Raw genomic sequence first — 19,985 nt, 5'->3', positions numbered from 1 at the left:
AATTGACCTCTAACAGGAAAAACCGCCCTCACCCTTATAAAAGATCGGGCGAGGGCGGACATTGCCTACCTTATTAAAGTTTCTTCCCAGTAGTAAAGCTCACTCCTAGCTTACTCCTTGCTTATTCCAGGTACGCCGGATTACAGCTCAGCAGCAACGCTGTTATCATACAACGCAATCAGTTCATCGAACGAAGAGATAATGACATCCGAGCCCTTCAGCTCATCCTGCCGCCCGAAGCCGGCATAGGCACAGCCGATAACGGTCTGTCCGTTGCCCTTGCCCGCCTCTACATCGGAGGAACGGTCCCCGACCATCCAGACGCTGCCAATCTTGTGATTGTCCAGCAGAAGGCCGAGCAGCTCGGTCTTGGTTGCCGTGCCCGAGCCGCCTGCGCTGTACAGCCCCTCGAACAGGTCCTTCAGCCCGTGCACGACTACTATGCTATGAATATAATCCTCCAGCCCGTTGCTGGCGACGAACAGCTTCACTCCGCGCGCATGCAGGGCACGCAGCGTCTCAACTACCTTAGGGTACAGGACCGTCCCTCCGGCTTCCAGCCCCTCAATCTCCAGCTGCAGGAGCAGCTCATCCGCCCGGCGGTGCACCGCCTCATCCGCTTCCGGCATTACGTTCTTCCAGATATCTGCAAGCAGCATGCCCAGACTGCCCAAGATGCGTTCCTCGGGCGGAGTCGGGCCGGAATGCAGGCCTTCTTCCCGCAGGATATCGAACATTTTATGATAGGCGGGCAATAACAGGCTTTCTGTCTGGAACAGCGTACCATCCATATCAAATACGATGGCTTCCGGCTGGTTTAAGTTCGGCAGCGGTCTGTTCCCCGCCTGTGTCTGTTCTTCGTTGCTCATGAGGTGAATCATCCCTTCCCATTGTTCTTCGGTCACACGACCTAATGATATAGGAAGCAGCTGATGTTGTCTACGAACCCCTAATTAGAGAAAGGGACCACAGTGCAAACACATGGAGTGCTTACACCGCGATCCCTTCTGTTCATACTGCATACTGCCTCAGAGCCTTAACTTATACGTTGTCGAAGCTTGAGATCAGTTCATCGAGAACATCTTTGCTGACCATTTTACCCTTGAAGTTGATCAGGTTCTCGGAGCTTCCGGAGAAGATGCAAGTAGGCTCATATTTTCTGAGAATGATCTTTTCGCCGTCCACAAAAATTTCGAGCGGATCCTTTATGTCAATTCCCATTGTTCTGCGAAGCTCAATCGGAATCACAATACGTCCCAGTTCATCTACTTTTCTTACTATGCCAGTTGCTTTCATCATTATGCATCCTCCCTTGAAATAACACTTGGATCATCATTGCGTGTTAAAAGCTATCAAAGCTTCTAATAAGTAGAAATGATTACTCTATAATTGCATTGTAAAGTGCTATTTCTTTCCTGTCAATTTTATTTCTACATCTTTTGATATTTATCGACAAAAAATTCGACAAAGTTTAGAGTTTTTTCGACAAATCTATAACCGAAACCGTTTTATATCCATTTTATTCTTTTCATTCAATTTTTGCCCGATATTCTGCGGGGGCATGGCTGATGCGGTTCTCCTCTTAGCTTACGGCTGCTCCTTTGGAACTATGCTCTTCCTTTACTTGACAAGAAAGATATACAATCTATATATTTTACGTAATATACTATATTGGAGTGTTTCCATGAGCAAAGAAGCTGAGAAAGAGAAAGCCGTCTATACCGTCATGGAGCATATGGCCAGCGTACAGCAGAAGTCACAGGCGTTCATAGACCGGATTACGAAAAAAGGGTCCCTCTCACAGAATCAGATCATGCTGTTGTTCCTGCTGCAGCTCACCGGCTCTCTTAACATTACGGATATCTCAGAGCGGCTAGTCATTACGCCGGGAGCCGCTTCGTTCATGTGCGATAAGCTGGAGGATCTGGGATACATCGAGAGACTGCGCACGAAGGAAGACCGCAGAGTCGTCAATATTATTCTCACCGGACCAGGCAAGCAGCACATCCTTTCTCTGTTCGACACCTTTGCACTCACTGACCTCAGCAAAATCTCGGTGGCCCTCCAGAGAATTGATGAGCTGGTGGGCGGAATGTTAGAGTAACACCGGGGGCTATACTTGTTTGCGAGCACAATGTATACTGTTTTTCACATACATTCGGTCCGTATGCCTGCTTGCGAGCACAATGTATACTGTTTTTCACATACATTCGGTCCATGCGCCTGCTTGTGAGCACAATGTATGCTGTTTTTCACATACATTCGGTCCATGTGCCTGCTTGTGAGCACAATGTATGCTGTTTTCCACTTACATTGGTCCGTGTGCCTGCTTGTGAGCACAATGTATGCTGTTTTCCACTTACATTGGTCCGTGTGCCTGCTTGCGAGCACAATGTATACTGTTTTTCACATACATTCGGTCCGTGTGCCTGCTTGCGAGAAACTATAGTTTCCTAATATACGGACAGACTGCATTTCCCTTAGGGAAGTGCAGTTTTTTTGTTGTACGAGCCGCAATTCAGGCGAAACCCGATTGTTGCGGTTGATAACATATTGATTAAATATTTTATTTAATATATATTATAGTTACTAAAATATTAAAATGGCGGTGAATAAACCTATGTCTGCACTGAACCCGACACCTGCGCCCGATAAACCTCTTAAAATCAACGGCTCCCGAATCTGCCGGGGAGATCTGGACGCCTCCCATGTGGAGGTGCTGGGCCACCTGCATGTCAGCGGGAGCTTGACCACAGCGCGCCTGAGGCTTAGAGGAGAATGCTCCATAGGGTTGTCTTGCAACACGCAGGAACTGAGCAGCTTCGGCAGTCTTCGCGTTAATGAACTCAAGGGCGTGAGCATCACGTCCAATGGATACCTGTCTGTCACCGGTGAGGCTGCCGGAGAAGAATTCAAGGCTGAGGGCTGCGTTCGTATAGACCGCTTGTCCTGCAGGGGCACCATCCGTCTCAAGCTGGGGGCCTTGTGCAAGATCAGACACATGACCTCTGAAGGTGATATTATCGTGTCTCCCTCCTCCAGGCTGCTCCCTGTTCCGCTCAGCCCTTTCCGCAAGCTGCGCTGCGAGACCATTGAAGGGGCTGATCTCACCCTGTACCGGACGCATGCAGACCTTGTGTGCGGACAGAATGTTACACTCGGACCGGGATGCTCCATCCGGGAGATCCGTTACCGGGACACGCTGACCATTCATCCCCTTTCCCGGATAGGCAAGATTATTCAGATAAATACATAACGATGGAGGTACACGACATGAAAACTTCTTCCTCTGGTGCAATGCCCAACCTGCTGAACTATCTGGCAAAAGGATTCGTCCTCCTCTTTGCATTGCCCGTACTGGGCGTCTGGACGGCCGGGAGCTTCATCTGTGCCATCATCGCTCCAATAGCGGGAATACTGCGGACCTTCGGAGTCAGTGCCATAGGGATGAATCTGCCCCCCTCCTATTCGGTCCCGGCCTTTCTCAGCTTGCCCTTCAGCCTGGTTCTCGCGTTCCTCCTTCTCTTGTCCTTTTATTACACCCGCCGTCTGCTGCTGAAAAGCCTAAGCTTCATCAAGTAGCAAGAAGGGGTATTTCAGCAGCCGTCCCCCGGTGCAGAAATACCCCTTCTTGTATACAAATGCCCCCGTATCAGCTGTTCAACCTCTCCTTGGCACGTGAAGCTGACCCTAGGAACGAAGCTCGAAGAGCCTCGCAGTCTTGCCGGCGGGCAGCGTAACGGTCAATCTGCCTTCCGCAGCGTTCCAGCTCCACTCCGAACCGTGTGCCTCAGGATACGCACACCGCGCCTCCGCCTCACGGCCCCTCAGCTCAGGAACGGGCAGCGTGACTCCAGCCGCTTCTCCGGCAATCCGCCATACAGCAATATAGCGGATATCTCCATGGCGCAGGCCGAAGCTGACCCATTCCCCTCCACTATCCGGCAGACCGAGCGGCCAGAAGGCGAAGGCTTGCGGAATGCAGGCACGGATAGACTTGTAATAATCCAGCGCCTCCTTCACCAGCGCCCGGCGCCTTGGCGTTAGCTCGGCCAGATGGCCGCTCTGGTGCACGCGAAGCAGCAGCGAGTTAACCATATTGAAAATGACCTCTTCATCGTCGCCTTCGCGCAGCGGATACGACCAGACCGCCGATTGCTCGGGAGTCAGTGCAGCCGGAGAGCCTGCGGCAATGGCAGCATACTTCACATAATCCTCCTGGTCACTGGTGGACTGGATGCTGTGGCGGCTGAGCATGGCGTAATCCATCCGCATCCCGCCGCTGGAGCAGTTCTCAATGACGAGCTGCGGATAACGGGCGAAGATGCTGTCCAGCCAGGCCAGATACGCGCGGTTATGCTGCAACAGGCCGTCTCCAAAGCTGTCTGCCTCCGTCTCCGTGCCAATACCTGCATTGATGTTATAGTCCATCTTGATATATCCGACGCCGTATTCCTCAACCAGCCGGGCAATCACGCTGTCGGCATGCTTGATGACCTCCGGATTACGGTAATCGAGCTGATAACGGCTGCGGTCCTTGACCCGCTTGCCATGGCGCATGAAGAACCAGCTGTCATCGGTCTCCGCAAGCTTTGGACTGTTGATGCCCATCACCTCCAGCTCCAGCCACAGACCCGGAATCATCCCCTTGCTGCGGATCACATCCAGCACATACCTGATGCCTTCCGGGAAGCGCTCAGCCGAAGGCTCCCACTCCCCGACCCCGTCCCACCATTCACCGGGAGCATACCAGCCTGCGTCGATGCAGAAGTATTCACAGCCGACTTCGGCAGCAGCATCAATCAGCGGCAGAAGCTTCTCCGTTGTCGGGCTTCCCCACAGACAATTCATGTAATCGTTGAAAATCACCCGCAGCAGCGCATTATCCTCATTCGGTCTGCGGATCAGCCGCCGGTATGCCGTAAGCTGCTCTGCCGCTTCGCCGAACCCGCCCTCTACTACACCTGCGGCCACCGGCACGGAGGTGAACACTTCACCGGGGGCAAGCTTCAGCCACCAGTGGTTGTCATGCTCCGTAGGCCCGCTGACCAGAAGTGTAAGCTGATGGGCCTGATCCGTCAGCTCCCAATGCCAGGAGCCGTTATGTTCAATCTGCCAGAACAGGCTGCTCCCGCTCTCCTGGTTGTGCAGTACGGCCATTGGCAGCAGCTCTGCCGCTGACCAGGACCCGGTATTGCTGGCGGCAATCCGCTTCGAGCCACGGTCGGCGAGATGGGACATGCCCAGCTCTGGAAGACTGTAGCTCTTCCATTGCAGCTCGCTCTGCCACCCGCTGTGAGCAATACTAACTTCAATCTTATCATTTCGGTCGCCGCTGCCCTCTTTGTCTACTCCAGTGAGTGCGAATGAAGAGATATACTCCACAGCCGCTTCTGTGTCACCGTCATTACTCACCACTGTCCAGGAACGTACAATCTGCACACCGGTATAGAACTGATAATGCTGTACCGCCTTCACACCTGTCAGCGGGTCAGCCAACGTAAGCTCCAGCTTCCGGCCCAGCGGATTCACCGTGTCCCTATGCCCGTCATACACCATCCGTAATCCCGGATAGGATGCGCGGTGTGTCCGCCCGTGATATTCCGCCCGGTCTTCCCCTGACAGCTGCAGCTCCAGCAGCCGGAAGCTTGCCTTATGCTTCTCTTCTATGCTCCCGGCTTCCAGCGGCGCTGCGCCAAAATGCAGCAGCCGCACATCCTGCTCGCCGGTAATTTCAATCGTAAGATAAAGCCCGTTCTCGGCTATGTCTATTAGCCTGCTCTGCATGTCTATTTGGCCTCCTGACAAATATTCTTGATCCTTAATCTCTTAATCTCTCCGCACTTCCTGCATCTCCCGATATTGAGACCTTCTCTTCTATTCGAAACTCCTGATTTCCTGCGGTGCTCGTGTAAGTGGCGAAGTAACGGAGGGAGGTTTGGAATTGGAGGAGCGGCAGCGCCCGCCTTTGTCTCCGGATTTCAACCGCTACGAGCGGTATAATCAGGAAATCTGGAGACAACAGCGGCCGGAAATCCAAAGCTCCCGCAGTTACGTCCAGCCACTTACACCCCCCCACCCTGAAATCCGCGTTACATAGAAAGAAGGCCCCCTCAGTAATAAAGCTTACTTCGGAGGCCGCAAAGGTCAAAACAAAATTTTATTCCGCAGACCCGAATTGAATCCAGGCCTTCTGAATTTCATCAATCGCCTGATCCTTCGTCTTGCTGCCGCCGATATAAGCCTGCATCAGCTCACCGAATTTCTGGTGGAACGTATCCAGGGAATAGTTCACCGACAGGTCGCCGGATTTCTCCGTCTTCAGGATTTCTTCCATTTCCTTAGGCATTTGCAGGTCAGGCATCGGAGCATCCTTGATTGGAGGTATAACCTTCGCTACGTTAGAGAACCAGCTTTTCCCGTAGTCGGAAGTATACAGCCAGTTGAAGAACTCAACCGTTTCCGCTGCTACCGCAGAATCCTTATTGATCCGCAGTGCCTGGTCGGCACCGGTGATAATCTGGGACTGCTCCGGTTTGTCACTGACAGGGTACCCGGCGATGCCGAGGTCAAAGTCAGGGGTGATTTTCTTAATCGCTTCTTCATCCCACGCGCCTTTACCGGTCATGAATGCTGTTTTGCCCAGGGCAAAATCACTGACCTCAGCATTGCTGTCGCGTTCAAGCGGCTTGTCGGTTCCGTGCTTAACCGTTGTATCAATGAAGCTGAAGAAGTTATCGCTCAGCACCGGATGATCCTTGAAGGTCGTCTTCCCGGCAATGAAGTCCGCTACGAGCGTCTTGGCATCGGTTCCGGCATCGGTCGCTGCGGCGTCTACGAAGTGCTGGAAGATATGCTTCCATACCCACCACTCTTTGTAGGCGTTGGCGAAGGGTGTGATGCCCTTGGCTTCAAGCTTGGTGATCGCATCCTCCATTTCAGCAGTTGTCTTAGGCACTTGCGTGATGCCGGCATCCGCCAGCAGCTTCTTGTTGTACATAAGGACGAACAGGTTGCCCTTCACCGGCAGTCCGAGGACTTTGCCATCGGTAGAGCTCATGTTCGAGCGGACGGCATCCGTCATCGCTGCGGCCAGCGGCTCATTGGTCAAGTCAGCGCTGTATTCGGCAAACGTATCGATATCCCCGCCCGCCGTGGTCTGGAACACATCCGGTGTGCTGCCGGCGGCGATCTTGGATTTCAGCACCGTATTGTAGTCTGCCTGCATGATCTCCAGATTGATCGTAACATTCGGCTTCACCTTCTTGTATTCCGCAATATAAGCATTGAAGGCATCCGTGTATTCGGGAGAGGCGGTGAACATATTAATCGTGACGGGCTTGGCGGAATCCGTTGGTGTATTGCCCGCCCCGGCTGTTCCACCCGTGTTGTTAGCGGCATTATTAGTGTTATTTCCGCCGCAGCCGGCCAGCAGTCCGCCCACCAGCAGCAGACTCGCAGATAATGCCATGAATCGTTTTAACATGATGTTGCCCCCTTTTTCCTTATGCATCTTGTGGTCTTGCTCATCATTCTAAATAAAAAGAAAAAGGATAAGAAGGTACATAAGTGAACTTCTGAGGGTAAAAAAGTGTCCATGTAACCGTTTCACTTTTCTACCCCTGGCAGCCGCAGCCGGAATTCAGAAGGGGAGCAATCATAGTAATTGCGGAATGCCTTGCTGAAATAGTTCTTGTCCTTGTATCCCAGCATTTCAGAGATATCCTGAATTTTGAGGGCGGGATCGGCCAGCAGTGCTGTGGCTTTGTCCATCCTTACCTTTTGCACATACTCGTGAATGCCGTAGCCGTATTGTCCCTTAAAGAGCTTCATCAGATACTCTCTGCTCAGGAAATATTGTTCCGTGAACATCGATATCTTAATGTCCTCGAAATAATGGTTATCAATATACGCCTTAATATTCTCCAGCACACTGCTGCGGTCTCCGGCTACTGTCCGGCTGATCTCGCCCGCATAACGGTCGAAGATATCGTTAAGCACGCCCGCAAACTGCTCAAAGGAGGCAAAGTCGCTAAGAATGCCCAGGGATAACAGGCTGCTGTCCTTCCCGCTGCGGGTCTGCGGCGGCATAGCATCCAGCTCTGCAGCAATCTCACCCAGCAGCAAAATAAAGCCCTGCAGCGTACGGTCCGCCTCCCCGAGCGTGAACCCTTCCGTCTCTTGGCATTTGCGGATGAACTCACTGAGGATGCTGCGGGCATGGTTCACATTCCCGCTCTCCAGCGCGCTGCGGATCTGCGGCATCCGCCCGGTCAGGGAGGGAATATCCTTCGCTGCGGGATTCATCACATTGCCCTGCACAATCAGGCTGCCCCTCAGGCTGAGCAGGTCAACCATATCCAGTGAGGCTTTGGCCTGCTCATAGGAGGCGGCAATACTGAGCGAATCGCGGCAAGGCTCCCCGATTCCGCCTGCACAGAGGATTCCGAACAGCTCCTTCAAGGTAGAGGCTGCTTTCTTCATATGGTGCAGCGACAGGAAGGCCGCATCTGCTTCATAACCGCCCTTCATAGTGAAGATGGCAATGAACTCGCGCTCCCCCTTGGGGCTGGCGAAGCTGAACGACTCGAACTGCCCGTCCGTGTTCTCGTTCATGACATTCGTTACGGCAAATTGCAGCAGATCCCGGTCCCCGTGGAATCTTTCCTTACGTACCTGCTCCAGATTAAGCATCCGCAGCAGGCCGACAGCGAAATGGCTGGCTCCCCCGTCCACCCCGATCAGCGGGAGAAAGGCCTCATTGGACTGGGTCTTGAAGCTCCGGTCAATGATGGACAGATACATCTTCTCCTTCAGCTTCGGCAGCGACATATTGAGCGTAATATTGCGGCTGATGAACTCGCTCTCCCGCTTCCGCTTGGCCTCCAGCACCCCCACCGCCTTGCGCAGCGCATGGTTAAGATCTGTGCGGTTCACCGGCTTCAGCAGGTAATCCACCACCTTCGAGCGGATGGCCTGGCGCGTATACTCGAAATCATTATAGCCGCTGATCACAATCAGCAGCAGGTCCGGGAATTCCTGCTCGGCTATCTGCAGCAGCTCGGCTCCGCCCAGCTCCGGCATTTTCATATCCACCAGCACCAGATCGAACCGCTCACGGCGCAGCAGCTCAAGGCCCGCCTTCCCGTCTGTCGCCTCCCGCACCTCGCTGACACCAAGGCCCTCCCAATCCCCCAGGATATGGATCGCTTCGCGCAGCGGCTCCTCATCATCAATAATCAGCACTCTATACATGTTGTCCCACTCCTCCCCGCGGCAGCCGCATCTCCATTCGTGTTCCCTGCTCCGTGCTATGAATGACCAGACCTGACTCATCTCCATACAAAAGCTTCAGCCGGGTGTTCAGATTCTTCAGCCCGATACTCTCCATGCCGTCCTCCTCGTCCGTGTCCGCTGCGCGGTCCTCCCACTGCATCTGAAGTGAATTCAGCACCTGCTCCAGCCGTTCTCCGCTGATGCCCGGACCGTCATCCAGCACAGAGATGACGCTGTGTGTGCCGGTGATATGCGCCTCAATGGTGATGGTAACCGTACTTGATACCTTTTCCAGCGCATGCTTGATACAGTTCTCCACCAGGGTCTGGAGCGACAGCTTGGGGATTCTCAGCTCCATCAGGCTCTCATCCCAGGCGTACACCACCTGCATCCGGCTCCCGAACCGCGCCTTCTGCAGCGCCAGATAACGTTCGATATGCCGCAGCTCCTCCCTTGCCTGCACCACATCCTTGCCGCTAATGCAGTATCGCAGGGTCAGGGCCAGGTTGTCCACCATCTCGACAATATCATCGTTGTTGTTCTTGAGGGCCTTCGTTGAGATCGCCTGGAGCGCATTGTACAGGAAATGGGGATTAATCTCGGCCTCCAGCGCTTTCAGGACGGCGTTCTTTTCAACGATTTTCATTTTATAGCGTTCATTGATCAGCTCATTCGTCCTCTCGACCATCTTGTTGAAATGGCGAGACAGGTAGGCGATCTCATCCTTGCCCGCAACCGTAGCTTGCGCATCGAAGCTCCCCGTACTGAACCGCTGCATCTGGAGCGACAGATTCTTCAGCGGGTGGGTAATCCGGTTCGAGGTGAAGCTGACCAGCACCACAGAGACGATCAGGAACAGCAGGCCAATCGCCACACTTAACGTTCGCGTCGTTGTCGCCGCCTCATAGATTTGGGTGTAAGGAATCGGCTTGACGAGCTTCCAGCCCTCCTTTTGGCTGATATCGTAGATTACGAGGTATTTCTGCCCCTTGCCGGGCCAGGTTACGCGCCCCTTCTGCTCCGGTGTCAGCAGGTTCACCAGCCCCGCCTCCTTGCTCTCCCGGTAGAACTCCTTGTCATCCACCTTGAAGGGCTCGCCGTCCGGGCTGATATACATCAAATGCTCTCCGGTGCTGAACGGGATATCCCGCATAATCTCATCGGTCACGGAGGAGTTCAAATATAGCGATAACACTGCCTGCGGCTCGCGTGACACGATGGAGCGGATCAGCCGGTGATAGCCCATGAACACCTTGTCCCGGTTAACGGGGTAATCGGCGCTGTTCACGCTGGCCGGCTGTTCCTCCACGAACGACTGATAGGAACGGTTATACGGACTCTTAAGCGCCCGCTTATACCACGGCAGGTCATTAATAGGCGGATGCTCGGATACCCGGACGGTGATGTTATAGTTCTCCTTAGTGACATAATAATACTTCTGCTCCTTGATTACATAGAGGTATACAGCCTCCAGATCATTGCGCGAAAAATACAAATTCCGCAGATAATCCTCCACGTACATCCGGGAGCTGTAGTCTTCCGATTCATGCAAAAGCGCATAATTGAACTCATCATAGGAGATCTGCGGCAGAGACAACTGCTCAATCCCGCTCAGGTAGCTCTCCAGATTCCGTCCGACCAGAAGCAGGTTATTGCCTGTACTGGCAATGCTGTTATCGACCGATTCCCGCTGCAGCATGCTATAGGATATGTAGGTGAGTGAACTGACCACCAGGATGATGATAATCGTAAATAACAGAATCAGCTTATTAGCCAGGCGGCGGGATACCCGCGCCAGCAAAGGTCCGATCAGCTTAACCCACACTTTTCTCATGATGCTCTCCGCTCTCCCCGCTGCCGGTTTTGGGGTTTTCCGGCCTCCGCAGTCCGTTCACCTTTTTACCCTTAACTGTACTCTTAAATCCATTTTTGACGATAAGGGTCTGCTCTATAATACACAATATAGACTAACCGGAATGGTTAAGTGTGGCAAGCCAGGCCTTATTCTCCCACCCTATAACTCAAGAAGAGGTGCATCCATGTTAAAAACACCCGGCAAAAGATGGCGCGAGAAATTCGAATTCGGAATCTTCACTCTCCCGGTTCTGATCTGTATCGCTGTAGCCTTCTATATTCCCTTCGCGATGACCATCCGCTATTCGATGACCAAGTGGAACGGGATCTCCAAGCACCCCAAGTTCATCGGGCTGGATAACTTCAAGCAGATCTTCTCCGGCGATACCAACTTCTCCCATGCCGCCTGGTTCACGATTAAATACGCGGTGCTCTACATTATCATAGTCAACGTGCTGGCGATTCTGCTGGCGGTGCTGCTGGACATGAAACTAAGAAGCACCTCTTGGCTGAGAGCGGCCTTCTTCATCCCTTATATCCTCAGTCTGGTCATTGTCGGCTTCATCTGGAAGTTCATCTTCATGCAGGGCTTCAACTCGCTGGGCGAGAGCACCGGCTGGGCAATCTTTGATCTAAGCTGGCTCGGGACACCGGGACTGGCCTTCATCTCCATCCTTGGCGTATCCATCTGGCAGTCGATCGGGTTCTATCTGGTCATCTACATTGCCGGTCTGCAGTCTGTGCCTGAGGATCTCAAGGAAGCTGCTACAGTAGACGGAGCCGGACCGCTGAGAAAATTCTTCAGCATTACGCTGCCGCTGCTTGCCCCATCGATTACCATCTCTGTGTTCATGGCGCTCACTAATTCGATCAAAGTTTTCGATGTCATTCTGTCGCTGACCGGCGGCGGCCCCGGTGGAACTACCTATAGTATCGCGTATGATATCTACCGGGATACATTCCAGAACAACCTGTACGGCTACGGTACAGCCAAAGCGCTCATTCTGTTCCTTGCCGTGCTTGCCGTAACGATTATCCAGCTAACCGTCTTCAAACGGAGAGAGGTAGAGGCCTAATGACAACCAACCGTGGCAAGGCAGGCAAGATCATCCTGGAGGTTATTCTGATCCTCTTGTCTCTGCTGTTCCTGTATCCGCTGTTCCTGACGATTATCAACTCGCTCAAAAGCTTCGGCGAGGTCATGACCGATGTCATCGCCCTGCCGCAGAAGCTGACCTTCAGCAATTACGCCTATGTCTGGGAGTTCATCAACTATCCGCGGCTGTTCCTGAACAACTTTATTATTACCGGTGTCGGCCTGCTCGGTATCGTATTCATCTCCTCCATCGCCGCCTATAAGCTGGCCCGGACCAAAACCAGATGGAGCGGTGTCCTGTATTTCCTGTGCATTATGCCGATGCTGATCCCGTTCCAGTCGATCATGCTGACGGTCCTCCAGACCGCCAAGAACCTCAACCTGTCAGAGAGCACCTGGGGACTGGGTCTCCTGTATTGGGGTTTCGGTGCTCCGCTGGCAGTGTTCATCTATCACGGCTTCGTCAAGGGCATCCCTACAGAGATCGACGAGAGTGCGACAATTGACGGCGCTTCCGGCTTCCGCCTGTTCTTCAGCGTGATCTTCCCGCTGCTGAAATCGGTCACCACGACCATTATCATCATCGATGTCATGTGGATCTGGAATGACTTCCTGCTCCCGCTATTGATGGTCAACGGTTCACCTGAGACGAAGACGTTAACGCTGGCCGCTTACACCTTCGTGGGCCAGTATACCTCGGACTGGCAGTATGCCATGACCGCTATGGTAATGGCGGTGCTTCCATCGATCGTGGTCTTTATCTTCCTGCAGAAATACATTGTGAAGGGTGTTGTCGCGGGGGCGGTTAAGGGCTGATCCCTGTTAGCACCCTAATAAAAGGCGTCCTATAAGCCGTAACGGCTACATAGGACGCCTTTTATTTTTGCTGTGGGCCCTAATGAGCCTGCAGCCATTCATTCTTGATTTCCGGCGTTAGCTCAAGTCCCAGCTCATTCTTACAGGCAGCTTCAAACTGCTCATACAGTCTGTTGATATTCTCCAATGCGCCGCGTTCTCTATACATACTGATCAGGAAGCGGCTCATTTCCTCCTCCAGCGGATGCAGCGATAAGTATTGCTCAAGACGCAATTCCGCTGCTGCGCCATTTCCAGCCGCAAGCTCAGCCGCCGCCAATTCCCGAATCAAAGCTGTATATTGCTTGAAGCAGGCTTCCTCTAACGGGATCTTCCATAAGTAATTCTTGCCTTCCAGCAGCGGCCCCTGATAGAGCGAACAGAGCTCTTCGGCTTGTTCTGTAGTCAGTCTGCCCTCACTGTGAACCTGCTGCAGTTGATGATACAGCAGGAGATCATATTGTTTATTTGCCGTGTCCAGCCTGTAGCCGTCATTAAGCTTCTGTATGCTCATCGGAATTCCGTTCTCTTTCAGGACCTTTTTTAACAGGTACAGGGTATTATGCAGATTGGATAATCCCCGCTCTCCCTTCGCATCCTGCCACAACAAATCAATGAGCTTCCACTTGCTGATATACCGTCCAGGGTGGCACAGAAGATAAGCGAACAATTCCTCGGTCCGGCGGGTTCGGAAGTGAACCGGGAGTCCCTCCGGATTAAGGACTTCAAAGTCACCGAAGCAGCGGACAGAGAAGCTGGACTTGAGGGTCTCTGCAGGAGCGAGGGTCGTCCGGTGCTTGAACAGCCGCCCGGTGACCCGCTGAATCGCTTGCGGCGTGACAGGCTTGAGAATATAATCAAGTGCACTTACTTCGAATGCTTCAAGCGCATAATCCTTATAAGCCGTAGTGAACACAATCTCTGCCTGACCCAGCTGTTCATGGATATGCACTGCTAGCTGCAGCCCGTTCATCCGCGGCATTTCCACATCAATGAACACGATATCCGGTTGCAGCTCCTGCAGCTTCGCCAAGGCCTCTACCGGATTCGTAAAAGCTCCAACAATGCTATAATTGCTATTTTGGCCAACCAGTACCTTCATTAAATCCAGAATTGGCCGTTCATCCTCAACGATCATCGTGCGAAACATGGACGCCCCCTCCTTCACGCAGAATCATATTTACTCCTAATCCTCTGCAGCCCCTTGCCCGGAGCCGCTGAGCGGCAGATAGATCGTAACCTTCGTCCCGCTTCCTGCTTGCGAATGAATGCTTAAGCTCGCTCCCGGAATTGTATCCAGACGCTTGCGGATATTCTGAATACCAATGCTTCCTTGCAGCTCTCCGCGACTGTTCAATGTACATAACAGATCAGCGGGAATGCCGACACCATCATCTTCGACTAAGATCTTCATGTATCCGTCACCAGCCTGAATCCTTAAGGCAACCTTGCCTTGCCCCTCCTTCTCGAACAGTCCATGACGGATGGCATTCTCAATAAACGGCTGAATGCAGAGGGAAGGGATATTCACCGCCTTCAATGAATCATCCACCTGGCTGCTATAGTCGAACCTCTCCCCGAAGCGGGCTTGTTCAATTTCCACATAGGCTTGAATCAGCTCCAGCTCCCGGTATACAGGAATGACGAGTGTGGAGCGGTCCATATCCAGAATAAAGCGCATATATTGGCTGAGCATGGTTAACAGATAAGCTGCCTTGACGCCATCGGTATAACAGAATGAGATGATACTGCTCATCGCATTATACAGGAAATGCGGCTTGATCTGGGCTTGATGGAACGCATGCTCATGCCGGATCGCTTCCTGGATCGACGATTTCATGGCCAGCAAGTTATGAATCCGGGCCATCAGCGTCTCGCTCTCAAAGGGCTTGGTTACAAAATCATTGGCCCCGGCCCGGAAGCCCAGCGCAATATCGGAAGGCGCATCCTTGACGGTGGCGAACAATATCGGCAGATCTAGTATAGAATGACGGCTGCGCAGGGATTGGCATAATTCAATGCCTGATGTACCGGGCATCATGATATCCAGAATGACAAGGTCCACTTGCTGGTATTCCTGCAGTTTGGCCAACGCCTCCTTGGCGGAGAAGGCTACCAGCACATTATAATCATGACGGCGGAGAATATTCAGCAGTGTATGGATGTTGGAGGCCTCATCGTCTACAATCAGAATGGTCTGCCCTTCCCGGTCCAGTACATCATGCACCGTATAATCAACATCGGTATGCAGCGCGTAAGGTTCAGCGGTCTGTTGATATTCTGGAATAGGGTCCGCTACGGGCAGCGTAAATACCATGCGGGTTCCCTTGCCCTTCTCGGACCAGGCCACCCGAATCACACCACCCATCCGCTCCACCAGCTTCCTGCTGATATACAGCCCTACCCCCATTCCGGTATATCCATCCTGCGGCAGCAGCCTGTCCACCTGCCCGAAATATTCAAAGACCGCCGCATGGTTCTCTTCCGATATCCCCGTGCCGGTGTCCTCCACTTCAATGAAGACCTCACTCCCGGCTGCTCTTGCTGAAATCTGAATCGATCCGTGACTGGTATGCTTGATCGCGTTATGAACCAGGTTATACATCACCTGCCGCAGTCTGCTCTCATCCGCGAGTACCCAAGTACCAGCTTCCACCTGATTGAGCAGCTGCACCTCTTTGCCCGCCAGCTCGAAGCGGAGAATATCGTATACGATTTGGACAGCCACTCTAAGATCAACAGCGGTCTGGTGGAGCCGCAGCTCTCCGTGCCTCAGCCGGCTGACATCGATCAGATCCTGGATCAGCATCGACAGCTTCGTGGATGTATCCTTAATTAGCCAGAGGTTCTGCTTCTGGCCTGGATGCAGATTCTCTTCCTTATTTTCCAGTAAAAAGGAGGTCATATTCATAATTCCATGCAGCGGTGTCTTGATCTCATGAGAGGTGTTCATCAGGAATTCATCCTTAAGCTGGTTCGCTGTCCATAGCTTACGGGATAGAATCTCTGTTTTGGCGTAGGCATTCGAGAACCTTACAGCCAACAGGACATTAATGAGCACGATAAAGGCAATGACTCCGCATCTTCCTGTAAAATTACTCTGCACCACATTCTCGGAATAGAGGCCGTCATTCATCAGATAGATCATCAGAGAAATGGCTCCGCCAATGAACAGCATCAGCTCCGCACGGTCTGCCACCTGGCTCTGCCTACGGATATATAAATAAACCATTCTCGCTACAATGCCGAGCATAACGATCCAGAGATAAAATATGAAGATATATTTCATACGAATATGCACCCCGTACGGCAAAAGCACAACCATCACAAGATAAGCCATAAACGGGGTAAGAATCAGCTTCAGCCTGCGCAGCGACATCAGGTGCGACTCTACGGTACAAAAGAACATAATAATCAGTATCGCGCTAAGAAAGTGGCTGACATCCAGCAGCTTATATGAAAAATCAAAGGGAACAGACGGCAGGAGACGCTGAAACACCTTTTCCCCGTACAAGGAGTTCTGCAAGGCCAGAAATAATAAGAAAAATCCGCTAAGCAGATACTCCTTCTCTTGGCGGCCAATAAAATAGAAGCTCAGGTGATAGGCACCGAACATAGCCAAGATCAAAATGACTCCGATATCCGCACCAATCTGTACCATATTGCGCCGGGTGATGTCCTCTTGTGCCCCAAGCGTGAGGGAGTTCACAATTCCTCCGGTGACAAAATTATAGTTAGAGACTTGGATCACAACCTCAAGCTTGCGGGCATCCGGATGAAAAAATACCGAATAGGGTGTGTTTCCGGGTTGAAACACGCTTTGGTCCGTGGAAGGAAGACCGCTGCCCCCCTCCTCCTGTCCACCGATAAACAGACGGTGGGCCATGCGGATGCTTCTTGTTTTCAAGCCGAGTATTTCATCGGTATCCTTCAGCAATACCTGCAGGCGGTAAGTACCTGAACCCTTGCGGCTCATCCAGCCGTCCGGGTTCTTACCGCGCCAGGTGCCGGGAACCTTCAAATAGTCAGGCGGTGAATCATACTTGCCTAGCCGGAAATCCGCAGGGCTCAGCAGCTCATCCGGATAGAACTCCCATTCACCATCCAAATTCACGACTCCCTGGTGCTTAAGATTCCAATTGGACAGATCCAGTACTCCCTTCTCCACTCTTACCTCGCTTTGAGGAGGACGGGTCAGTGAGAAGATCATGAAGATTAAAGAAAAGACAATCAAGAAAAATATGCTGACTCCCGCAAGCCTGCGGATATTTACCTTTCTCACAAACAGCCTCCAGTACAAATCATCGATGTTATCATTCTAACTTAATGCACTTATAAAAATCTCACAAAATGTACTAAATAGATCATACTTGTACTCCTCCGCCACTTTTCCCTTTCAGTATGGTTTCAAGTTCTATCTGTATAACAAAAAAAAGCACAATCCAGCGGAGCTTCCTGGACAGTGCTTCCTTCTTACATTATCATTATCTGGTTAATCCGATCCGGTACACCGGAGTAGCGGTCACACTACGGAACACGGCTACGGCTTCGCCCTCGAACACCTTCTCCACCGCCATGGCGGCATCGTCGGCCAGCTTGACGGCACCGGTGCGGCGCGGCGTGGTCTCCAGTACGATCTCACCACGGCGCAGCACCTCCCGGAACCGCGACAGGCCGATTTCCCACGGCAGGCCGTTATAGAAGTGGTCGTGGAACAGCTGTCCGGCAGCGAAGGCGTAGCCTACATTTCCTGTATAGTCGATGCTCAGCAGTACTTCTTCCGTACTCTCGAGGATATCCTCAGGCAACTGGAGGACAACCTTGTGGTCCTGAATCCGGCGCATGGTAACGGCGGCTTCCTTCTGCGGTACCTGTACTTCATAAGCCTGGAACCAGCCATCCTGTCGTCCGCTGACCGTTGCATCCGCCTGTGCGGTATTCCATTGCATTGCCGCCTCGGTTCCGCCCGTGTATTCACGGAAGGTGAATGCATGCTGCCCCTGGCTGATGAATTCCATCCCGCCAGGGGTCTGAACCGGAGGAACCGGTGAGAAGATGATGCGGCTGTGGCCGTTCTCCTCAAGCTCCCACAAGGTCGAAGCTTCACGAGCGCTCATGGCATAGATACGGACTTCTCTGGCTCCGTCCCGCCGAATCACAATCATAGAAGATTGCTCATGCGGAATCAGCACATTGTAGCCGCCGTTCTCTGCTACGTTCCCGGCATCCACAGTCACATCAAGAATGCCGGAAGCTGCATCGATCTGGAACTCACCGTCGACACCCTCCGGCATCGAGAAGAAGTAGACCGCTGCTTCCTCTGTTTCAGCAGCCGTAACAGGCTGGGCTGTGGCGAATTTAAGATTCAGACCATCCAGCGCGAAGTTGAACGGCAGCAGGAAGGAAGCCTTGGACTGAACGGTTAGCTGGCTCCGCTGCGGGAAGCTTACCGTTTCTTCTTCCAGCTCCACAGCGAACACAACCTCTTCATGCGTATCCATGTCCACATGGTCCTGATAATTATTGACGAACAGGAACCCGGACTTGCCATCCGTGCGGACGGCATAACGCAGCGTATGCGCATCCTCCGGCGTAACAGCTTGTGCCCCCTCGGGCAGCACAGTCGCCATCGGTGCCAGCCGGTCTGCGAACCGGCGCAGGAAAAAATGCAGCGGACGAAGCAGATGATTCGACTCGCGGATCTGGCCGAATTCACCAATCGGCGCCTGAAAGTCATAGGTCAGCTTCGGCGTAGTGCTCTCGTTCAGGTATCCCGTTCTTCCCACCGGATTCGTTCCGCCGTGGAACATATAATACCCGATGAAGTTGCAGCCGCCGGCAAGCTTCATTAGGGTCATGGCGATGACACTTTCCGGCTCGACCTGGAACCGGGACAGATACCAGGTCTGCATCCCTCCGCCCATTTCGCAGCAGGCGAACGGGTATTTCGTCCGCGGATACGGCGGATTGAATTCACCGCCCGGCGCCTGCTCATCATGAAAGTTCACGAATACGTATTCCGGCGTCGGCTTCTGGACCTGATTCGGATCACTGATGCTCCATGGAGTATAAGCATACCCGCCATATAGCGGAAGCACCTCATCTTCCAGAAACGGTGCTTCGCCCCAGCCGGTACTGGTATAGATCGGAGCAATCAGACCGGAATCCACCGCATACTTCTTAAGCAGACGCATATGCTCCGATCCCGCTTCACCGCTTGCACCGCCGCTAAGATACTCGTCCCCCTGCTTGGCGGTCTCTTCCCAGAGTGCGGCCGCAGCATTCAGCTCATTCTCCAGCTGAATGCCGATTACCGGGCCGCCATCCTTGAACATCAGGCCCGCAGCCTGGTGCCCGATCTCTCCGAACAGCCGCCGTACATAACGCAGATAGCCTTCATCATTGGAGCGCACCTCGAATTCACGCCCGAACAGCCAATCCGGAAGTCCGCCGTTACGGACCTCGCCATGGCAGAACGGACCTACACGCAGGATGACGTATAGGCCATTATCCCGGCATAGCTCCACGAACCGCCGGAGATTCCGGTTGCCCGCCCATTCGAACACGCCTTCCAGCTCTTCGTGATGATTCCAGAAAATATAGGTCGCAACCACATTGATTCCCGACACCTTCAGCTTGCGGATTTCGCTCTCCCAGTCTGCCTCAGGATAACGGGAATAATGAAACTCGCCGCAGATGGCGAAATAAGGCTTGCCGCTGCGCTCCATATAATAATTCGTGAAGCTGAGCTCATCCCCTGAGGGACTGGTTCCGCCCAGCCGCAGCGTAGACGGGTAGATATGCTTGGGAGACACCTGAGCCTGAATCGTATACTTCATGAGAATTGCTCCTTTCATAAAAACTGCCCCAAAGCTAACGCTTTAGAGCAGCCCGTAAGCTTATG

14 protein-coding genes are annotated in these 19,985 nt (G+C 52.8%); 5 read left to right on the top strand and 9 right to left on the bottom strand.

Features of this window, described 5'->3' with window-relative positions; genetic code table 11:
- Positions 1 to 140: 140 nt before the first annotated feature.
- Both MKX63_RS22210 and MKX63_RS22205 read right to left on the bottom strand, forming a co-directional pair.
- Positions 141 to 869, bottom strand: coding sequence for an HAD family hydrolase (locus MKX63_RS22210; protein ID WP_341023200.1), 729 nt, complete (start codon positions 867 to 869; stop codon positions 141 to 143).
- Positions 870 to 1,041: 172 nt separating this feature from the next.
- Positions 1,042 to 1,299, bottom strand: coding sequence for an AbrB/MazE/SpoVT family DNA-binding domain-containing protein (locus MKX63_RS22205; RefSeq protein ID WP_036721536.1), 258 nt, complete (start codon positions 1,297 to 1,299; stop codon positions 1,042 to 1,044).
- A 385-nt stretch (positions 1,300 to 1,684) separates the two neighbouring features.
- Here MKX63_RS22205 and MKX63_RS22200 point away from each other — a divergent pair, with 385 nt between their 5' ends.
- From MKX63_RS22200 to MKX63_RS22190, 3 genes are all read left to right on the top strand, one after another.
- Positions 1,685 to 2,104 carry a MarR family winged helix-turn-helix transcriptional regulator gene (locus MKX63_RS22200; protein WP_341020118.1) on the top strand — a complete coding sequence of 140 codons (420 nt, stop codon included), beginning with the start codon at positions 1,685 to 1,687 and terminating at the stop codon, positions 2,102 to 2,104.
- Between the two features lie 516 nt (positions 2,105 to 2,620).
- Positions 2,621 to 3,256 (top strand): hypothetical protein, encoded by a 636-nt coding sequence (locus MKX63_RS22195; protein ID WP_341020117.1) that lies wholly within the window; start codon positions 2,621 to 2,623, stop codon positions 3,254 to 3,256.
- 17 nt (positions 3,257 to 3,273) lie between these two features.
- On the top strand, positions 3,274 to 3,582 hold the full coding sequence (locus tag MKX63_RS22190) for a hypothetical protein (RefSeq protein WP_341020116.1): 309 nt from the start codon (positions 3,274 to 3,276) through the stop codon (positions 3,580 to 3,582).
- 108 nt (positions 3,583 to 3,690) lie between these two features.
- Here the strand turns inward: MKX63_RS22190 and MKX63_RS22185 are convergent, their stop codons facing one another.
- The 4 genes from MKX63_RS22185 to MKX63_RS22170 all read right to left on the bottom strand — a co-directional run bounded on the left by MKX63_RS22185 (position 3,691) and on the right by MKX63_RS22170 (position 11,110).
- Positions 3,691 to 5,787: a glycoside hydrolase family 36 protein gene (locus MKX63_RS22185; protein ID WP_341020114.1), complete on the bottom strand. Its 2,097-nt coding sequence runs from the start codon at positions 5,785 to 5,787 to the stop codon at positions 3,691 to 3,693.
- 373 nt (positions 5,788 to 6,160) lie between these two features.
- Entirely contained in the window at positions 6,161 to 7,486 is a 1,326-nt protein-coding gene (locus tag MKX63_RS22180; RefSeq protein WP_341020112.1) for an ABC transporter substrate-binding protein, read from the bottom strand.
- Positions 7,487 to 7,608: 122 nt separating this feature from the next.
- Positions 7,609 to 9,255, bottom strand: coding sequence for a response regulator transcription factor (locus tag MKX63_RS22175; protein WP_341020109.1), 1,647 nt, complete (start codon positions 9,253 to 9,255; stop codon positions 7,609 to 7,611).
- On the bottom strand, positions 9,248 to 11,110 hold the full coding sequence (locus tag MKX63_RS22170) for a cache domain-containing sensor histidine kinase (RefSeq protein ID WP_341020108.1): 1,863 nt from the start codon (positions 11,108 to 11,110) through the stop codon (positions 9,248 to 9,250). Before MKX63_RS22170 ends, MKX63_RS22175 begins: the two co-directional genes overlap by 8 nt.
- Positions 11,111 to 11,315: 205 nt before the next feature.
- Between MKX63_RS22170 and MKX63_RS22165 the strand changes: the two genes are divergently transcribed.
- Positions 11,316 to 12,206: a carbohydrate ABC transporter permease gene (locus MKX63_RS22165; RefSeq protein ID WP_341020106.1), complete on the top strand. Its 891-nt coding sequence runs from the start codon at positions 11,316 to 11,318 to the stop codon at positions 12,204 to 12,206.
- Positions 12,206 to 13,042, top strand: coding sequence for a carbohydrate ABC transporter permease (locus MKX63_RS22160; RefSeq protein WP_341020104.1), 837 nt, complete (start codon positions 12,206 to 12,208; stop codon positions 13,040 to 13,042). The genes MKX63_RS22165 and MKX63_RS22160 overlap by 1 nt, the downstream gene beginning before the upstream one ends.
- A 79-nt stretch (positions 13,043 to 13,121) precedes the next feature.
- On the opposite strand, the gene MKX63_RS22155 is transcribed toward MKX63_RS22160, so the two are convergent.
- The 3 genes from MKX63_RS22155 to MKX63_RS22145 all read right to left on the bottom strand — a co-directional run bounded on the left by MKX63_RS22155 (position 13,122) and on the right by MKX63_RS22145 (position 19,920).
- Positions 13,122 to 14,231: a response regulator gene (locus MKX63_RS22155; RefSeq protein WP_341020103.1), complete on the bottom strand. Its 1,110-nt coding sequence runs from the start codon at positions 14,229 to 14,231 to the stop codon at positions 13,122 to 13,124.
- A gap of 36 nt (positions 14,232 to 14,267) precedes the next feature.
- Positions 14,268 to 17,363: a hybrid sensor histidine kinase/response regulator gene (locus tag MKX63_RS22150; RefSeq protein WP_341020101.1), complete on the bottom strand. Its 3,096-nt coding sequence runs from the start codon at positions 17,361 to 17,363 to the stop codon at positions 14,268 to 14,270.
- Between the two features lie 202 nt (positions 17,364 to 17,565).
- Complete coding sequence (locus MKX63_RS22145; RefSeq protein WP_341020100.1) at positions 17,566 to 19,920, bottom strand: beta-galactosidase; 2,355 nt, start codon at positions 19,918 to 19,920, stop codon at positions 17,566 to 17,568.
- Positions 19,921 to 19,985: the final 65 nt, after the last annotated feature.

Origin of the sequence: Paenibacillus sp. FSL R7-0179 (assembly GCF_038002265.1) — a bacterium.
Lineage (GTDB): Bacteria > Bacillota > Bacilli > Paenibacillales > Paenibacillaceae > Paenibacillus_AQ.
This window is presented reverse-complemented; position numbering and strand designations above follow the sequence as displayed.

What these genes read in the sequence shown, in the direction of transcription:
- MKX63_RS22210 (WP_341023200.1), bottom strand. Translation starts at nt 869, where the DNA reads ATGAGCAACGAAGAACAGACACAGGCGGGGAACAGACCGCTGCCGAAC.
- MKX63_RS22205 (WP_036721536.1), bottom strand. Translation starts at nt 1,299, where the DNA reads ATGATGAAAGCAACTGGCATAGTAAGAAAAGTAGATGAACTGGGACGT.
- MKX63_RS22200 (WP_341020118.1), top strand. Translation starts at nt 1,685, where the DNA reads ATGAGCAAAGAAGCTGAGAAAGAGAAAGCCGTCTATACCGTCATGGAG.
- MKX63_RS22195 (WP_341020117.1), top strand. Translation starts at nt 2,621, where the DNA reads ATGTCTGCACTGAACCCGACACCTGCGCCCGATAAACCTCTTAAAATC.
- MKX63_RS22190 (WP_341020116.1), top strand. Translation starts at nt 3,274, where the DNA reads ATGAAAACTTCTTCCTCTGGTGCAATGCCCAACCTGCTGAACTATCTG.
- MKX63_RS22185 (WP_341020114.1), bottom strand. Translation starts at nt 5,787, where the DNA reads ATGCAGAGCAGGCTAATAGACATAGCCGAGAACGGGCTTTATCTTACG.
- MKX63_RS22180 (WP_341020112.1), bottom strand. Translation starts at nt 7,486, where the DNA reads ATGTTAAAACGATTCATGGCATTATCTGCGAGTCTGCTGCTGGTGGGC.
- MKX63_RS22175 (WP_341020109.1), bottom strand. Translation starts at nt 9,255, where the DNA reads ATGTATAGAGTGCTGATTATTGATGATGAGGAGCCGCTGCGCGAAGCG.
- MKX63_RS22170 (WP_341020108.1), bottom strand. Translation starts at nt 11,110, where the DNA reads ATGAGAAAAGTGTGGGTTAAGCTGATCGGACCTTTGCTGGCGCGGGTA.
- MKX63_RS22165 (WP_341020106.1), top strand. Translation starts at nt 11,316, where the DNA reads ATGTTAAAAACACCCGGCAAAAGATGGCGCGAGAAATTCGAATTCGGA.
- MKX63_RS22160 (WP_341020104.1), top strand. Translation starts at nt 12,206, where the DNA reads ATGACAACCAACCGTGGCAAGGCAGGCAAGATCATCCTGGAGGTTATT.
- MKX63_RS22155 (WP_341020103.1), bottom strand. Translation starts at nt 14,231, where the DNA reads ATGTTTCGCACGATGATCGTTGAGGATGAACGGCCAATTCTGGATTTA.
- MKX63_RS22145 (WP_341020100.1), bottom strand. Translation starts at nt 19,920, where the DNA reads ATGAAGTATACGATTCAGGCTCAGGTGTCTCCCAAGCATATCTACCCG.